This window comes from Streptomyces cinerochromogenes (genome assembly GCF_014648635.1).
GTDB lineage: Bacteria > Actinomycetota > Actinomycetes > Streptomycetales > Streptomycetaceae > Streptomyces > Streptomyces cinerochromogenes.
This window is the reverse complement of sequence record NZ_BMRM01000011.1, coordinates 243592-259770: the sequence shown is the minus strand read 5'-3', so window position 1 is coordinate 259770 and position 16179 is coordinate 243592. Positions and strand designations below refer to the sequence as shown.

The following is a 16179-nucleotide window of genomic DNA, read 5'->3' as shown; positions in this document are numbered from 1 at the left end:
AAGGGGAGGGAAGCCGGCCGATGGCGGGGCGGCGCGGGCCGGCGCCGGGCCGGGCTCGCGCCGCCCGGCCGATGCCGGAACGGGACTAGCGAAGGGGGCCGGAAGCGGGTGAGGGCTCCAGGCCCTTCCTGAGCCGGTCGAGGATCTCGCGCTCCGCGGGCCGCAGCGGCGGCTCCGGGATGTGCGGGAGGGGCGGGCCGGTCAGGGCGGCCAGCAGGGCCCTGGGGTGCAGGACGCGCGTCGGGGCCGCCCTGAGGCTGGTGACGTCCCACAGGGCCGCCGCAGCGTCGAAGGAGCCCGTGGCGGCTCTGGTCAGCCGGCGCGCGTAGCGGGCGGCGACGCGGTCGGCGAAGCCGGGCTGTCCGCCGACCACACCGGGGTACAGGACGTCCATGCCGACGGCGGTGGCCCACGCGGTGTCCACGTGCCGGGCCGCGCCGTGCAGGACACGCCGGGACAGGCCGGGGGCGGCGAGACCGGTCCGCCGCAGCTCGCGGGCCAGGACCTGGGCGCCGAGCGCCGCCACCGACATGCCCTGGCCGTAGGCGGGGTTGAAGGTCGCCAGCGCGTCGCCGAGCACGATGAACCGCTCGGGCCACCGCGCCGACCTCTCGAAGTACCGGCGGGCGTTGCTCGTGCTGCGGCCGCGGCTGACCACCACGTCGGTCAGGGGCTCCGCGCCGGCGATGAGCTGACCGACGATCGGGTGGGGAAGGTCGAGCGTGTACCGGAGGAAACCCTCCGGGTCCTGGGGAGGTTCGCCCCCGCGCGTGCCCCCCGCGCTGACCATCCACCGGTTCCCCTCGATCGGGAGCACCATCGCGCTGCGGCCCGGCCGGCCGTCGTAGGGGTTGGCCTGCACCACCGTCAACGGGAACGACTCCGCGCCCGCCGGTGTGCGGTAGATCCGGGTGGCGTTGGTGAGGCCGGAGTCGAGCCTGCGCTCCTCCACGCCCGTGATGCCGATCCCGGCGAGCCACTTCAGGCTGCCCGAGCCGCGGCCGCTCGCGTCGATGACGAGGTCCGCCTCCACCGCGGACCCCAGGCGCTCGTCCGCGCCGCTGATCCGGACCCCGTGGACCCTGCCGGCATCGCCGAGGAGCCCTTCCACCGTGGCCTGGTGGATCGAGACGTTCGGGCAGGAGTCGAGCAACGCCTGCCGCACGACCCAGTCCAGCAGGGCACGCGTGCAGGCGATCATGTGGGGGCCGCTCCGCCGCCACCTGCGCAGCCAGCCGCTGTCCGGGGTGCGGGCCAGCATCCCGTTGCCGAGGGCGATCTCGTGGGCCCCCGCGTCCAGGAGCCGGTCACGCACGCTCACCGGGAAGAGGGACTCCAGGGCGGACAGTCCGCCGGCCATGAGCAGATGGGCATGCTGACCCTGGGGGACGCCCCGCCGGTTCTCGGGTCCCTCCGGAAGCTCGTCCCTGTCGAGAACGACGATCCGCAGCGCGGGCTCGGCGAGGGACAGGGCCGCGGCGGCCACCAGCCCGGCGATGCCGGCTCCGACCACGACAGCTTTGTGCGACAACTGGTTCTCCTTGTAGTGCTGTTGAGCCGACGTCACTGGGTTCTCACCTGATCCGGTGCCGCCTCACCGAGGCGGTGCACGGCGTGCGCGAGCTCGACCAGATCGATGGTGACGCGGAACTTCTCCGGTGGGTCGGCGGGGCCGTCGCCCCTGCCCGACGCCCGGCGGATCCCGTCGATGATCATCGCCTCCTCCGAGGCGATGCGCGCCCTCTCCCGCTGCTCGCCGCGCTCCACGGCGGCCGCGTACGTCGCGTGGCCGACCCGTTGGTCGAAGTACGCCGTCAACTGCAGCAGCGCGTCACGGATGTTGGCCTCCAGCAGGTAGAGGCGGTTGCTGGGCAGCTGCCACCACAGCTGCCACCAGGTCGGTTCCGCGACCGGTGTCGCCGCCACGTCCTTCACCGCCGACCACAGGGGCCGCAGCGCCCGGTAGGTGGCCAGGCTCTGCCGCTCCGCGGCGGCCGCGGAGGCGAGACGCGGCAGGACGAACCCGGCGGAGTAGATCAGGGCGCCGAGCGCGGCGGCCGGCGGCGCGACGGAGGTGGACAGGAAGTCCAGGTCGTACCCCAGCCAGCGGGCGACGACCGCGGTGACCTTGGCGAGGGTGAATCCGAGGGCGTCGAGCAGCAGACCGGCCAGGATCAGCCGCAGGCCGAGGCGGAGCAGCCCGGTGACCTCGTCGCGGGCCCACTTCAGGCAGACGGCGCTCAGGACGATCGTGCTCGCCAGATGGCCCATGAGGTAGAGGGCGATCATCTCCCGCATGTACGGGGTGTTGGCGTAGTACGTGTCCAGGTCGGTGAGGCGCTCCGTGTGCGCGTCCGCGAGGCTGAACAGCACGACGATGGCGACGATGAGCGTGCCGTAGACGGCCACCGCCATCCGGGTCATCCGGCGTATCTGCTCCTTCGGGCCGCCCTTCCAGTGGATCAGCAGGATGATCAGGGAGCAGCTCAGGGCGGAGATCGAGCCGTAGGTCAGCGGGGCGCCCACGTTGGGGATGCCGGTGGCGTGGTTGACGGCGGCGAGCGTCACCGGAGCGGACCAGAAGAAGCACACGGCGGCGATGAACGCGGTGGCCCGGGTGGCGATGGACAGCGGAGAGCGGGGAGTCCTGCGCGGCCGGCGAAGCATTATGGCGGCCAGAGCCAGAAGGAGAGACGCCATATACACGACAAGGCTCATCTTTCGGTGGCTCCGTTCAGGTCCTGCGGCTGTGGGGGGATGCGTGCGCTCGGTCCGCCGGTCATACCGACCGAGCCGCGGCGGGGCCCGGCTCGACGGCCCGTGCCTCACGCTCGCACCTCTTGACGGCGTCGGCGATGAGGACGAGGGACTCGGCGTCGCGCGGGTGTGAGAGCCGGGCCGGCGCACCGGCGGGCTCCAGCGCCGGCTGGGTGCTGCGCCGCACGGCCGCGGCGATGGTCGCGGCCCACGCGGCGGAGGTGGCTCGGGACCAGTCGCCGGTCCTCTCGAACTCCGCGTCGAGCGTGTGGTCGTAGAGCCTCTCGTCGTAGAGCGTCTCGATCGCGAGGAGACCGTTGTGAATGGTGCTCCAGCGCCAGGTGCCCCACAGCAGCGGCGAGCGCGGCCGCTCGACCCGCAGGGCACGATCCGTGAGCACCGGATCCAGCACGGCATCGAGAGGCGCCAGGCGGAAGAAGTCACGCCAGGCCGCCAAATGGTGGCCGGCCATGGGCAGGAGGACCCCCACCACGGTGAGCACCGCCCCCAGACCGGCGCACAGCGGCGGGATGGACGTACCGAGCACCGCCCAGTCCCGGCCGGTCCACCGGGCGACCACCGCGATCAGTTTGCAGACGCTGTACCCGGAACTGATCACCGTGCCCGTGCCGATCGTCAGCAGACTGGCCCGCAGCCAGGGCCGCCTGCGCACCTCCGCTTCGAATCCCCAGCGCAGCGACCAGACCGCACTGACCGCCGCGGCCGTCAGATGAGCGATCAGGTACAGGACGACCATTTCGGAGATCCAGGGAGTCGTCGCGTAGTACGTGTCGAAGTCGCTGCTGCGCTCCTCGGGGGCGTCCCCGGCCATGAACAGGGCGCCGATGACGGTGAGTACGGCCGTGTACCCGTAGATCCAGCTCCGCGTCGTCCGGCGCAGCGAGGGGCCGCCCCGCCAGCAGGCGATCATGATCAGCAGTGCCGCGCTGTACGCCGTGATGGACGCGTAGGTCAGGGGAGCGGCCAGGTTGGGCACACCGCTGACCCGGTTGATCACCTGCACCGAGGCGGGCGCTCCGAAGAGGAAGCAGAGCGAGGCGAGCGCCAGCACCCCGTTGACCGCGCGAAGCGAGCGTTCGCTCCAGTGCCGGATCAGATCGGGCAGCTTGACCAGCAGACCGATCCACAACAGGCCGCAGCTTATGTAGTTGATCGCCCCGCTCATCTCCGGTTCCCCCGATAGTTGAGAGAGTCCGCGATGCGGCGGGCCGTCTCGCCGGTGATCACATCGCGCTCCATCAGTGCGCGCATCTCCTGCCCGACGCGGATCCCGAACAACTCGGCTTCTTTCTCGGGATCCTCGTCGAAACGGGAACGCGCGGCGGCCGGCTGCGCGCCGTGTACGTGCCCGGCCTCCAGCGCTTCCCAGGCACCGTCCGCCAGCTGCTCGGGGGTGAAACCGTCCTTCTGCCGCATGTGCCACAGCTCGTGGCCGAATATCTGTGCCTGATGCCAGATCTCCGCGTCCTGCTCGATGATGACGTCGTCCTGGTCCGTGCGTTCCAGCCACATCCCGGTGGCCTTGAACTCACGCGGGATGTGGACCCGGTGCACCACGAGCCTGCGGTCGCCACGCCACCGCCGGGCCGACTCGACCAGGGCCTCGAACAACGACTCGGGATCCTCCGGGGCCTCTCCGGCGGACAGCTCCTGGTCCGCTCCGGTGCTGCTCAGCCTCGCCCGGACCGGGGCGATGAGCAGCTCGGCGAACTGCCGCATCTCCCTGTCGCGCTGCCGTAACCGCTGCCATTGACGCAGCCGGGTCATCGCGGTCACAGGCCGCCGTCCCGCCCGCCGGGAGCAGGGGCCTTCGGGGGCTGGGGCGAGCTGAGCGTTCCGGCGGTCAGGGGTGAGCCGGTCACGGCCGCGGTCAGGGGTGAGCCGGTCACGTCGGCGGTCCGAGGCGAGCCGGTCACGTCGGCGGTCAGGGGTGAGCCGGTCACGTCGGCGGTCCGTGGCGAGCCGGTCACTCCGGCGGTCCCTGGTGAGTCGGACACCCCAGCGATCCGTGGCGGGCGGGACACTTCGGCGGTCCGTGGCGAGCGGGACGCCCCGGCGGACCCGCGGATCACCACGCGGCCCCCTTGCGGTCCGGGCCGCCGCCGTCGGCGCCGGATACGGCGGGCCGGGTGATGCCCTCCGCCCACTGCGCCATCGCCCGCACCCCGCTGGGCGACAGCAGTCCCCGCGCGGCCAGCCGGAGGATCTCGGGCGTACGCAGCTCGGCGAGCGGATCCGACTGCGACTCAAGGCGTTGCAGATGCCGTTGCAGCGCCTCGTTGAGCGCCTCCGGCTCGTCGGCGAAGAAGAAGCCGGGCGGCAGGGAGAAGAACCGCCGCAGCCGGTCGGCGGACTCCAGACTGGGCAGGCCCTTTCTGCGCCACTCGCTCATCGTCTGACGGGTCACGCCCGCGGCGGCGGCGATCTCTTCGAGGGTGTACTTCTTCCCGTCCTCGCGCCGGCGCGTCTCGCGGAGGAGGTCCAGCCGCTGCCGTACGCGCTCCGCCACCGAGACCTCCCGGGCCCGCCCGCCGGCGAGCAGGTCCTCGACCACGGCCTGGGGGATCCCCGTCTCGAAGGACAGGTCCCGCGTGTTCAGCACGTCCGTCAACGCGCCCGGTCCGACGGCGTGGTGGAGGCGTTCCAGGGTTCCGGCCAGTCTTGCGTAGGCATCGTCTGCTGCCACCGAGCATTCTCCTGGGCGCGTCGCTGATCAGGGGCGGGGGGACGTACGCGAGGGTATCCGCATCGTCTCCACCGGTCGACAGTGTCGAGAAAACCTGCATGGGAGCGCAGGCTGAGTTGACATTCCGTGGCGTCCAGTAGCAGGATCACCGCGCAGGGTGATCCAACAAACCAGCTGTGCGGTTTGGTTGTCGTAGCCGAGCCTCCCAGCGGAGTCCAGGCTGTCCGCCCCTACCCCGCCGTGAGGTGACGCGATGTCTGAGCCCTTGTTACTGATCGGCGCCGGATCGGCAGCCGCCGGGGCGGAGTTCCATCTCGCGCGGATCGCCGCCGCGCACCCGGTCGTACTCGTCGACACCACCGCGCCGGCCTGGGCCAGACCTTATCTGCTGAAGCACATCGCGGCCGACCCCGCCCACTGTCCGGCCACCGAGGACGCGGTCATGGGCCACGCCTCTCGTCACGACGTGTGCGGGGTGCTCAGTCACGTGCCGGACCATCTGGTCACGGCGTCGCGCCTCGCCGGCCGGTTGGGTCTTCCGGCGGCCTCGGCCGAAGCGTTGGCCGTGTTGAACGATGCCACCGCGCTACGCGGACTGCTGTCACGCCACCACATATGCCAGGCCCGCATGCCGGAAGCCGTCGACGACCATCCCGCCGGGTCCGCCGTCTCCGCCGAGACCGTCGTCCTGCCCGACGGCGACATCCGGATCGTCGCCGTCACGCGTACGACCCTCGCCTCGGCCGGCGGCCGGGAGGCGACGCGCCACTCCGTCTACGCGCACGACAGCCTGCTGCACAACCCGTTGGTGCGCCAGACCGTGCAGCGCGTGGTGCGGGCCGTCGGCCTCACGTTCGGGGTCCTTCACATCGGCATGAAGCTGACCTCCCTCGGTCCGCGCGTCACCGACGTGCAGGCCCGCTTGGCGGACGATCTCATCCCGTTGCTCGTCAAGCGGGCCACGGGAGTGGACCTCCCGCTCGTCTCCGCGGCCCTGGCCGCGGGCAGGACACCCGACCTCACCCCCACCCGGCAGAGAGCGGCGGCCGTCCGTTTCGCCTACGCCTCCGTGAGCGGCCGCATCGAACACCTCGACGTCTCGCCCGACGCGGCCCGCCAACCGCTGCTCGAGTGCATGGGCCTGCTCCAGCAGCCGGGGAACCACGTCCTCGCGGCGCCCGGAGCCGGCCTGGACGACCGCCTGGCCTACTGGGTCGTGTCGGGTCCCGACAGGGAACACTGCGATGCCGCTCTCGACGACCTGGCGCAGCACCTGAGCGTCGGCATCACCGCCGCGGCGGTCAGCGGTCAGGCCGCGTGACACCGGGGAAGGACCCGGTCCCGCTCGTCTCCGGCGGCAGCGGCAGGGCGGCCCGCAGGCCGCGCAGGGCGAGGAGCAGGACGCCGATGTCGTCGAGGTAGACCGGATCGGGCAGCAGATCGACCGGCAGCAGCAGATACGCGACCGCGCCCCAGAACACCCAGCGCGGCCCCGTCGGCAGCCCGGCCCGCCGCAGCGTCCGACGCGCACGCACCAGCCGGACCAGCAGACCGACGGCGACGGCGAGCAGCCCCGCGGCGACGACGGCGGCGATCGTCAGAAGCGTCATGGTCGTGTCCATACGGAATCCTGGCCCCGGTTCCTTGTCGGTTCCTCGTCCTGGCCGAGCTCCTACCCCCTGGCCGAACTCCTACATCCTGGTCGAACTCCTACATCGTGGTCGAGCTTCTGCATCCTGGTCGAGCTTCTACGACGACCGGTCATCGGCGTCCTCGTCCGTGCCCCCGCCCTGGCCGGCCTCCCGCGCGGGCCCGGCGGGGGCGCCGCTCGGTGCGCCGGCCGGTGTGCCGTCCGGGGAGACGTCCGCGGCGGGCTCCGCCTGCTGCCGGCCCCTCGCGGTCAGCTTCAACCGTTCGAACGTGCGCGTCAGCTGCTGCAGAGCGGTCGGCGTCCGGGCCGCGGGACGCTGCTGGGGCACGGCGGGCACGGGGACGTCCCGGTAGGCGGCGAGGGCCTCCAAGGCCTCCTCGGCGGCCTGCTTGTACAGGTCCCGGGACTTCGTCATCGCCTCCAGCGCCTCGGCGTACATGGCGACCAGCCGCCGCTCACGCTCCAACTGCTCCTGAAGGGTCATCAGCGTCCAGTTGTCGCGCAGGTCCGTCAGCGCCTCCTCGGCGCCCTGCGGCAGCGGCCGGGGCAGGGCGACGAAGTGCCGCAGTGCCGTGACGAGCTCGGCCGGTTCCGAACCGTCCAGGAAGACGCTGCGCACGCTGTGCTCCCGGCCGTCGTAGCCGTCCTCCGGCGCCGGATCCGGCGGCAGTAGCACCGCGCCGCCGCGCGGCACCTCGACGCCGAGGTCCTTCAGCGCCCAGTTGACGCCGCGCAGCTGCTGCGGAGCGGCCCGGTGCTCCACCACCCGGTGCCGCAGACCGGGCGGCAGCAGGCGCGCCAGCGGCAGCCGGCCCTGCTCGTCCGGGGTCATCGCCTCGTGGACGACGACATGGACGCACCACGCCTCGCGGGCCGCGTCCCGCAGCAGGCGCCGCATGTCCTTGTCGTCCTCGGGCAACGCGTTGACCTGCCGGAAGCGCAGGCCGGCGATCGTGGGGTGGTGGTCCCAGGAGCCGTCCTCGCCCTCGCCCGAGCCGGACTCGGGCCAGAACAGGGTCGCGGGCGAGGGCCACGCGTCGTCCCACGGGCGCTCCGCCTCCGCGACCAGCCGCCACTCGTGGCCCTGCAGCCGGCCCCGACACGGTACGAGGGTGAGCCGGGCCCGCACGGTCACCGTGCCGCCGGCCCGCCAGCGCGCCTCGAAGACCCGCGGTTCCGGATCCCCGGCCGAGGGCGGCTCGGCGAAGTCGTCGATGTCCCCGCTGTCCTTGTGCCGGCGCAGGGTGCGGCGGACGACGTCCTCGGGGGCGGGACCGGTGTGGCGGCCCCGGGCCGCCCAGAGGGTCTGCGGGATGGTGGCGCGGTCGCCGGCGGAGTTCGACATGAGCCAATCTGCTGATGGGGGCGGGTGAGCTTCCCAGTATCACCGCTCGGCGGGCGACACGGCGGCCGGGGGGTTCGGCCCGCGCGTCGCCCGGAGGTGTGACCGGCGCACGGGGTGTGCGCCACACGCCCGGGGCGCGTGCCGTACGCCCGGGACGGGCGCGGTGCGCGTCAGACGACCGCCGCACACCCGTGCCCGGCCCCCGCGCACGGCGCCCACAATGTCGGACGAACGGGGTCCGTCCGTCCATCCGCTCAGGGGCGGACCCCGTTCATCTCCTCACTCTCCGCACCCACCTCGGCACGGCCGCCACACCATGGACCGGCCGCCGTCCCCGGGATCTCCACCTGCCACCGCCGGGATCTCCACCTGCCACCTCTGGGGCGCCCCCTTGAGGCTCCCGGGAGACCACCCGCAGGAGGGCGTCCCGGCCGTCGCCCCGGTCGGCACACCCGATCGTGTGAATCCTCGCGATATATATCGGCAGCCGATATATCATCGTCGCATGACAGCGAAGAGCATGACCCGAGCGGCGTTCCTCGTCCTCACGGCGCTCGCCGACCAGCCGCGGCACGGCTACGGCATCCTGCGCGAGGTCGGGGAACTGTCCGACGGGGAGGTCCAGTTGCGAGTCGGCACGCTGTACGGCGTGCTGGACCGGCTCACCGCGGACGGCCTGATCGTGCTGGACCGGGAGGAGGTCCAGCAGGGCCGGCTGCGGCGCTACTACCGGCTCACCGACGAGGGCGTCGCGGCACTCGACGCGGAGGCCGAGCGGATGGCCGCCGGCGCCGGTGCCGCCAAGCGGCGCATCGCGGCCGGTCGCCGCACCGGCGCCCCGTCCCGTCCCGCCGCCGAGGGCCCGGCCGGACTGGAACCCCCCACCCCGCCCGGACTCGCGGGAGGCTTCGCATGACCCCACCCTGCTGGAGACCCGCTACCGCGCCGTCCTGCGCCTGCTCCCCGCCTCCTACCGGCGTGAACGGGAGGAGGAGATGGTCGAGACGTACTTGGGGGACATCGACCGGGACCTCCAGGACCAGAGCCGGCCCACACTCGGCGAGGTGGCCAGCATCGCCGCGCTCGCCGTGCGCTGCCGGCTCGGCGCGCCCGGCTCACCCCGCCGGTACGCCGTCCTCGGCTCGGCCGTCCGCCTCTTCGCCCTGGCCGCCGTGCTGCTCCAGGCGGCCTCCGCCGTCGTCGACCGGATCCTCGAGCTGACCTGGTCCCTCACCCACGGTGCGAGCGGGCGGCAGATGTTCCTCAGCGGGTTCACCGGCCGCGGTGCGACCGACACGGTCGCCGCCGTGCTCACCTGGACGCTCCCCCTGCTGTGGACGGTGGCCTACTTCGCCCTGCTGCACGACCGCCGCCGGCCGGCCCGGTACAGCGCGCTCGCCGCGGCCCTGCCCACCCTGTGGCCCCTGGTCCGTCCGCTGGCCGGGGACGGGGTTCCGCCGGGCGTGCCGTGGTACGAGCTGTCGGCGGTGCTGCTGGCCTGGCTGCCGGCGCTCGCCCTGTGCGCAGCCCACCACCGGGACGCGCCCGCGGCACGGCTGCCCGCCGGCTCGCCCGGACTGGTGTTCCTGGCCGGGTGCGTGGTGACCGGTGGGTCCCTGGTGCTGCTGCCCGGCGCCGCGGACTTCGTGTGGGCGCCCGCCACCGGCTTCGTCGTGGGCGCGCTCGGCTGGCTGCTGTGGCGCGCCCGGCGCGGGGACGGTACGTCCCCCGGGGCCGCCCTCGCCCTGGCGGCGCTCGGCCTGCTCGTCCTGGCGGCGCGGGTCACGGCCCTCTACCCGTGGCTGCACGTCCCCGGAGCCGGCGTCCTCCTCGGCGGCGGCCTCGGCCAGATGGCGGCCCTCGTCCTGCTGACCGCGGCGCTCGCGGTGGTCGGGGGCCGCGATCTCGCCCGACGCTGACCGGACCCTCGGACGACGCGGGCCCTGACATGACGGGGCCCTGGCGCTCTCGCATGACGCGGGCCCTGGCATGACGCGGGCTCTCAGTGCGGGAACGCCCGGGGCGGCCGCTGCCGGGGCACCTCGTCGCGGAACCCGGCGATGACCGTGCTGATCTGCCGCATCAGCACCGTGCCCTCCAGCCGTTCCAGATAGAGGTTGGCGCGCGCCAGCGCGGGCAGGTCCACACAGAAGTACAGGGCCATCAGCGGGTTGACGAACAACTCGCTGTCCCGGGTGCGTTCGGTGAACCGCACGTCGCCGAAGTCCCCGCGCAGCGCCGCCGAGACGGACCCCTGCACGATGCTCGGGCGGCTCGTGTGGCAGTCCTGGGCGTGGGCCACCGCGTCCAGGTAGGCGGCACCCTCCGGGCTCTCGCGCGGGAGTGAGAACGCGCCCAGATAGCCGCCCGCGCGGTCCAGGGCGGCCAGGTTCTCCAGGACCAGCGCGTGGTTGACCCCGTGGTAGGCGTCCACGCCGAAGCCCAGGCAGGCCACCAGCCGGTGCGGGACCTCCGCGAGCCCGGAGACGGCGCCCAGGCTCGCCATGTCCTCCTCCGGCGTGCCGAGCCCGTGCTCGTCCCCGCGCATCAGGATGTCCGTGCCGCCGTCCACCAGCACGATCGCGTCCACCCCGCCCAGATGCGCGAGGAGGGCCCGGTAGGCGGCGCGCAGCGTCTCGACCCCCGTGAGGGGAAAGGCGTACACGGTGTCGGGCAGGCCCTGCGACCGCAGCCACCGGGCGAGCGCACGCTCGGGGAAGTAGTCGCCCCGCAACGGGGTGTCCGGGCGGACGGCGGCGACGTCCTGCTCGACCCAGCTGTCCAGGTCCAGGCCGTACAGGTCGGCGAAGGACAGGTTGGCCAGGTGCACCTCCTTGCCGGCCGCCCGCAGGGCGAGGGCGAGGGGCAGCCCGGCGTAGACGTCGAAGCCGCCGCCGGCACCGGCGACGAGCACGCGACGGGCCTCGCGCAGGCGGGCGAAGAACGGGGGTTCGGACAGCGAGAACACCGCAGGACCCTAACAGGGCCGCACCCGGGGGCGGTTCGGGGTTTTCGCGCTACGACCCCGCAGACGGCCCCGATTGTCCACAGGGCCGGTCCCGCCGCCTGCCAAGGTTGTCCACAGGGCCCGGACGAGTGTCGGAGCCTCGTGCCAAGATCGCCGCATGCTCACTCACGACCTGCTGCCCGCGGAACCCCACCGGTCCAGGACCTACACCCTCTGGGTGACGTCCCGCGATCCGGGCGCCGAGAGCGCCGCGGCCGCCCTGCTCGACGAGGTGTCGGCGGCCGTGTCGTCCGCGTATCCCAAGATGGGGCGCTGCCTTGAGCGGCTGCGGCGGCCGGCGAGCGGGCTGCCTCCCGCCCACCTGCCCTGGTTCTGGGACACGGTGGCGCACCGCCTGCTGGGATACCCCGGCGGTGCCGCGGCCAAGGCCTACTCCCTGGCCCGCAAGGCGGAGCAGGAGCACGCGCTGCCCGTCGACCCTGCCTGGCGGCGGGCCAACGCACTGCTCTTCGCGGCGCACGGAGCCCTGCCGGTGAAGGAGCTGAGCGAGCACCAGCGCTGGCTGGCCGGGCAGTCGGCGCCCGCCGAGGCGCACGCGGAGTACGTGCGCGTGCTGACCGCCTGGGCGGCCTCACCCGGGGACCTCCCCGCCGACCTCGCCCGTCGTATCGGGGCGTCCGCGCGGGCCGCCGGCCTGGGCACGGACGAGGACGCCCGGGTCCTCGGACAGGTCCTCGGCGCCGCCCGCGGCAAGGCGGTGCCGGACGCCCTGCTGGAGGCCGCCGCCGGACCGCTGGGCGACCATCCGCAAGGCCCGCGCGTGCAGGCCGCGTTGCTCGACCTGTTCCCGGACTCCCGCAAGGACGCGGCGGCCTGGCTGCGGTTGCTGCTGCGCGGCGGCATCGTGGACGCGGCGGCCGCCGGGCAGTTGGAACCGGAGGGCGGCCTGGCCGGCTGGCTGGGGCGGTACACGCGCACGTACCGGCACCAGAAGGTGGCGTACGGCGGCGTGGCGAGCCAGCCCATGCCCGCCGAACTGTTCGAAATCGTCTCCCGGTTCGCACCCCGGCTGCGCGCCGCGGGCACACCCGTGGTGATCCACGAGGACAAGTACCGCTGGCCGGCCCTCGACGCCGACCTCCTGGACGCCTGCCTCGCCGAGGGCATCGAGGTGGCGGACCCCGGCGACGCCGTACGGCTGACGTTCTGGGACGACCGGTCGCGCCGGGACCTGAGGGCCCTGGCCGCGCACCCGGTGTTCGGCCGGCGCCTCGAAGGCACGGTGCACGAGGGGCTGCGCGGCTCCGGCACCGCGATCACCCGGCTGCCGCGGAACGCCGGCATCGCCGCCGAGGTGCACAGCCGCATCGAGGGCCTGCTCGCCGCGCTGCGCGGCGGCGGGCTCGCCGCGGCCGACGAGGCGGTCACCGAACTGTCCGGCCTGCTGGACCGGCCCACCGCCGACGCCCTGGACGGCATCGAGGAGGCGCTGGCCGCGCTGGACCTCACCGGTCCGCTGGCCCGTGCCCTGCGCGCCGGACTGCCCGAGGAACTGGGCTGGCCCGCCCTGGACGCGGCCCTCGAGGAGTTCGACCCGGCCGACACCCTCCAGGTCACCTGTACCTGGCCCGTCCTCACCGTCTTCGGCGGCGACCGCGCCGTGGCCGTCGACCCCTCGGGCGCCCGCGCGAGGTGTTCCTTCCGGGTGCCGGAGGAGGCGACCTCGCACGCCGTCCATTACGTCGGCGGCCAGTTCCTCGTCAGCTGGCGCACCGGCGACCGCTACTCCTCCGCCGACCAGGCGTACTGGACCGACCGCCCGGAGGAGGTGTTCACCCCGGAGGACCGCTTCGGTCTGCGGCCGTACGGCGGACTGATCCGGGGCGGGTTCGGGTACCAGTTCGAGACCCCGGACCGCGGCGGCCGGTTCGACGGCCGACGAGTGCTGCGGCCGGGCGGACGCGAGGGCATCGGCGGGCACGAATTCCAGCTGAGCGACGGCCGGCGCTTCTTCGGCGCCCGGGTCTTCCACACCCGCGGCAACTGGACGCCGTACGACCCCGCGACCGGTGCCCCGGCGGCCGACCGTACCCTGCCGGACTTCCACCGCGACCGGGAACTCCCGCCCGGCATGGAGGAGTTCGAAGGCGGCCAGTACCTCGCGGTGCTCCCCGAGGACGCCCCGCCCTCCCCGTTCGGCCAGGACGGACGGCTCGTCGGCTGCCGCGTCCTCAACCGCACGCCCCACCAGGGGCCCTCACCCACCGAGTTCCTGCTGGAGACGGTCGACGGCCGCACCGCCCGCTACCGCAGCCGCCGCTTCGGCCGCCACCCCTGGGGCATCATGAGCCTCCCCGAGGGCGGCGAGGACGCCGTCACCGTCGGCGAGGTGACCGTCCGCTGCCACGCCGCCGCGGACAACTCCCTGCTCTGGCAGGTCCACGGCTTCGTCCCGCCCTCCGGCCGCGACCGCGACCACCCGCCCACCCTCGGCGAGGCAGCCGGCCCGGTGCCGCCGCCCGCCTTCTGGCACTTCCTCACCCCACGTGACGAACGCTCCTCCAAGGCGCTGCGCACCATCGGCGACGCGACCGTGCGCGCCCTCCTGGACGCCGCCCGCGACACCGGTGACGACGATGCACTGCGCGACCGGGTCACCCGGCTGCTGCCCGAAGCCGGTGACGCCCGCGTGCGGGACGGAGTGGTGCGCGCGGCCCGGCTCGCGGCCGACGTGCTGCGGCGCCGGAAGGAGCTGTCCCGGCGCGTCGGCATCATGCGCTCCGGCCCGGTCGTGACCCTCTCCGCCGACATCCCCGACACCGCCCTCGTCCCCGCCCTCTCCGGCCTCCTGCCCGACCTGCGCCCCTACGAGGCCCACGGACCCGAGCGGCACCCCGGTACCCTCACCGCCATCGCCGCCGACGGCCGCTTCCTGCGCGGCGAGATCGACGACGAGACCCGCGGCCTCGCCCCGCCCGCACGCCCCGCGGAATGGCAGGTGCTGCTCGGCGCCATCGACGCCGCCGCCTGGCGGGCCGCCGTCGAGACCACACCCGAGGCCGAGCGCACCGCACTGAACGCCCTGCTGCGGACCTGGAGCCGGCAGCCGTTCGCCGAACCCGGCGGCACCTGGCGCACCGGCCGCGCCCCGCAGGAGGAGCTGACCACCGGGACCCGCGCCGCCGCGGGCCCCGCACGCGGCGGACTCCGCCGCTTCGTCCAGCCGGCCACGGCCCCCGCACCGGCCGGCACCGAGGAGGAGCAGACCGTCACGGTCACCCGGGACGACGGCGGGCGCCTCACCCGCCTCCTGGAGCTGGTCGAGGAGAACGGACCGGTGCCGCTGACCCCGGAGGCCCTCGCCGTCTTCTCCTGGCGCACCGGAGTACGCCGCCCCGTCGCCACCCTCGCCCTGGCCGGCCTCCCGCGCCGCGCCGGGCACGACGACCACGCCAGGATGCTGCGCTCCAGGCCCTACAAGGCGAACAGGACCACGGCCGCCGAGTACGACGGCTTCTGGCACCGCCTCGGCCCGCACGGCCGACGCCGCATGCTCGCCGCCGGCGTCCCGGAGGACCCCGCCGACCTGTGGACGGCGGACGGACCCGTCCGGGCCGCGGAACGGATGGCGGCCGTCTGGGCCGAGCTGCTCGGCACCCGGCCCTACGTCGACGAGGAGCTGGCGGACGCCCTGGAGGCGGACCTGGGCCTGCCCGCCGACTGGGCCCGCGCCCTGCCCGCCGGCCGCCCGCCGGCCGAACCGGGCGGACACGTCCTGGTCGGCAGCCGCACCGGCCGGCTGCACCTGCACCAGGAGGAGCCGGACGGCAGGGCAGGCGCGTGGATACGGAGGGACCGGGCGCCGCACACCGAGACGCTGTCCGTGATCGCCTGGGCCCTCACCGAGCGCCCGGTCGGCGACCCCGCGGCCGAGGAGGCACTGAAGCTGTACGAGGGCCTGCGGGCGTGGTTCGCCGCGCCGTGGACGCTGGTCGAGCTGGTGCCGTCGCCCGCCCTGGCCCGGGCCGCCGCCGGGGACCCGGCCTTCCGCCCCTTCACGGGCACCCTGGTCCCGTGCCCGGAGCCGCTCCTGGACACCGTCCCGGAAGCACCCACGGCGCTGGAGGACGGGACGTTCGTCGTCGCGGTCCCCAGCGGTGACCTGTTCCTGCGGACGGCCGCCCTAGCGGAACCGGAGCGTGCGGCTCGGGCACGGGACCTGTGCGACCGGCTGGACCTTCCCGGGCTGCAGGAGGAGGTCACGGGGATACGGGCGCTGCTCGACGGGCTGGGCCGGATGGCGGCCCGCGCCGCCGGGACACCGGTGCCCGCGGGCGGTTACGAGGCCAATCCCGCGCTCAGCGCCCCGGCCCTCGTCGCCGAGGTCGCGCGGCGGCTCGGTGTCGGTGCGGACGCCGCCGCGCTCCACCTCCAGCTGCGCGCGCTCGCCCGGCCCACGGACCGCAACGTCCGCCGCTGGAACGGCTGGTCGGCAGCCCGGCACAAGGCGGCGCAGGCGGAGCTGGTGGCGGTCGGGGCGGTGGAGACCGGCCGGCGCGCCCGGGCCGGGCGCACGGCCTTCGCCCCCGGCACCTGGGAGACCCTCGACGCGCCCCACCTGCCCGTGGAGTCGGACAAGTTGGGCACACACGGCGCGGTCCGCGCGGGCAAGGGCGTGCACGGCCCCTTCACCCGGCTGCTGTCACCGGTGCCACTGCACGAACTGTTCGCCCGCGCGGCGGAGCACTGAG

At 74.2% G+C, this 16179-nt stretch carries 13 protein-coding genes; 4 read left to right on the top strand and 9 right to left on the bottom strand.

The window, feature by feature from the left end; all coding sequences use genetic code 11:
* Window positions 1-85: 85 nt before the first annotated feature.
* The 6 genes from IEZ20_RS22620 to IEZ20_RS22595 all read right to left on the bottom strand — a co-directional run bounded on the left by IEZ20_RS22620 (window position 86) and on the right by IEZ20_RS22595 (window position 5464).
* Complete coding sequence (locus IEZ20_RS22620; protein ID WP_229896202.1) at window positions 86-1531, bottom strand: NAD(P)/FAD-dependent oxidoreductase; 1446 nt, start codon at window positions 1529-1531, stop codon at window positions 86-88.
* A gap of 32 nt (window positions 1532-1563) precedes the next feature.
* A complete protein-coding gene (locus tag IEZ20_RS22615) occupies window positions 1564-2700 on the bottom strand; it encodes an MAB_1171c family putative transporter (protein WP_308434682.1) in 1137 nt (378 codons plus the stop codon).
* A gap of 79 nt (window positions 2701-2779) precedes the next feature.
* The gene (locus IEZ20_RS22610; protein WP_189301581.1) at window positions 2780-3943 is read right to left on the bottom strand and encodes a hypothetical protein; all 1164 of its coding nucleotides are present in this window, start codon (window positions 3941-3943) and stop codon (window positions 2780-2782) included.
* Window positions 3940-4554, bottom strand: coding sequence for a toxin (locus IEZ20_RS22605; protein ID WP_444545261.1), 615 nt, complete (start codon window positions 4552-4554; stop codon window positions 3940-3942). Before IEZ20_RS22605 ends, IEZ20_RS22610 begins: the two co-directional genes overlap by 4 nt.
* Window positions 4551-4721 (bottom strand): hypothetical protein, encoded by a 171-nt coding sequence (locus IEZ20_RS22600; RefSeq protein ID WP_189301579.1) that lies wholly within the window; start codon window positions 4719-4721, stop codon window positions 4551-4553. Before IEZ20_RS22600 ends, IEZ20_RS22605 begins: the two co-directional genes overlap by 4 nt.
* Before the next feature lie 125 nt (window positions 4722-4846).
* Complete coding sequence (locus tag IEZ20_RS22595) at window positions 4847-5464, bottom strand: helix-turn-helix transcriptional regulator (RefSeq protein ID WP_229896200.1); 618 nt, start codon at window positions 5462-5464, stop codon at window positions 4847-4849.
* Between the two features lie 253 nt (window positions 5465-5717).
* Here IEZ20_RS22595 and IEZ20_RS22590 point away from each other — a divergent pair, with 253 nt between their 5' ends.
* A complete protein-coding gene (locus tag IEZ20_RS22590) occupies window positions 5718-6785 on the top strand; it encodes an ATP-grasp domain-containing protein (protein WP_189301577.1) in 1068 nt (355 codons plus the stop codon).
* Here IEZ20_RS22590 and IEZ20_RS22585 read toward each other — a convergent pair.
* Both IEZ20_RS22585 and IEZ20_RS22580 read right to left on the bottom strand, forming a co-directional pair.
* Window positions 6766-7086, bottom strand: coding sequence for a DUF1232 domain-containing protein (locus IEZ20_RS22585; protein ID WP_189301575.1), 321 nt, complete (start codon window positions 7084-7086; stop codon window positions 6766-6768). The two genes, IEZ20_RS22590 and IEZ20_RS22585, sit on opposite strands and share 20 nt — an antisense overlap.
* A 126-nt stretch (window positions 7087-7212) precedes the next feature.
* A complete protein-coding gene (locus tag IEZ20_RS22580; RefSeq protein WP_229896199.1) occupies window positions 7213-8460 on the bottom strand; it encodes a hypothetical protein in 1248 nt (415 codons plus the stop codon).
* A 520-nt stretch (window positions 8461-8980) separates the two neighbouring features.
* On the opposite strand from IEZ20_RS22580, the gene IEZ20_RS22575 reads away from it, so the two are divergent.
* On the top strand, window positions 8981-9376 hold the full coding sequence (locus IEZ20_RS22575) for a PadR family transcriptional regulator (protein WP_189301724.1): 396 nt from the start codon (window positions 8981-8983) through the stop codon (window positions 9374-9376).
* A 79-nt stretch (window positions 9377-9455) separates the two neighbouring features.
* The gene (locus IEZ20_RS22570; protein ID WP_229896198.1) at window positions 9456-10379 is read left to right on the top strand and encodes a hypothetical protein; all 924 of its coding nucleotides are present in this window, start codon (window positions 9456-9458) and stop codon (window positions 10377-10379) included.
* Window positions 10380-10462: 83 nt separating this feature from the next.
* On the opposite strand, the gene IEZ20_RS22565 is transcribed toward IEZ20_RS22570, so the two are convergent.
* Window positions 10463-11428: a DUF1152 domain-containing protein gene (locus tag IEZ20_RS22565; RefSeq protein WP_189301573.1), complete on the bottom strand. Its 966-nt coding sequence runs from the start codon at window positions 11426-11428 to the stop codon at window positions 10463-10465.
* A 157-nt stretch (window positions 11429-11585) separates the two neighbouring features.
* On the opposite strand from IEZ20_RS22565, the gene IEZ20_RS22560 reads away from it, so the two are divergent.
* Window positions 11586-16178 carry a hypothetical protein gene (locus tag IEZ20_RS22560; RefSeq protein WP_189301571.1) on the top strand — a complete coding sequence of 1531 codons (4593 nt, stop codon included), beginning with the start codon at window positions 11586-11588 and terminating at the stop codon, window positions 16176-16178.
* Window position 16179: the final 1 nt, after the last annotated feature.

Coding starts and splice junctions, on each gene's coding strand:
- IEZ20_RS22615 (WP_308434682.1), bottom strand. CDS start 2,700: ATGGCGTCTCTCCTTCTGGCTCTGGCCGCCATAATGCTTCGCCGGCCG.
- IEZ20_RS22610 (WP_189301581.1), bottom strand. CDS start 3,943: ATGAGCGGGGCGATCAACTACATAAGCTGCGGCCTGTTGTGGATCGGT.
- IEZ20_RS22590 (WP_189301577.1), top strand. CDS start 5,718: ATGTCTGAGCCCTTGTTACTGATCGGCGCCGGATCGGCAGCCGCCGGG.
- IEZ20_RS22585 (WP_189301575.1), bottom strand. CDS start 7,086: ATGGACACGACCATGACGCTTCTGACGATCGCCGCCGTCGTCGCCGCG.
- IEZ20_RS22580 (WP_229896199.1), bottom strand. CDS start 8,460: ATGTCGAACTCCGCCGGCGACCGCGCCACCATCCCGCAGACCCTCTGG.
- IEZ20_RS22575 (WP_189301724.1), top strand. CDS start 8,981: ATGACCCGAGCGGCGTTCCTCGTCCTCACGGCGCTCGCCGACCAGCCG.
- IEZ20_RS22570 (WP_229896198.1), top strand. CDS start 9,456: ATGGTCGAGACGTACTTGGGGGACATCGACCGGGACCTCCAGGACCAG.
- IEZ20_RS22560 (WP_189301571.1), top strand. CDS start 11,586: ATGCTCACTCACGACCTGCTGCCCGCGGAACCCCACCGGTCCAGGACC.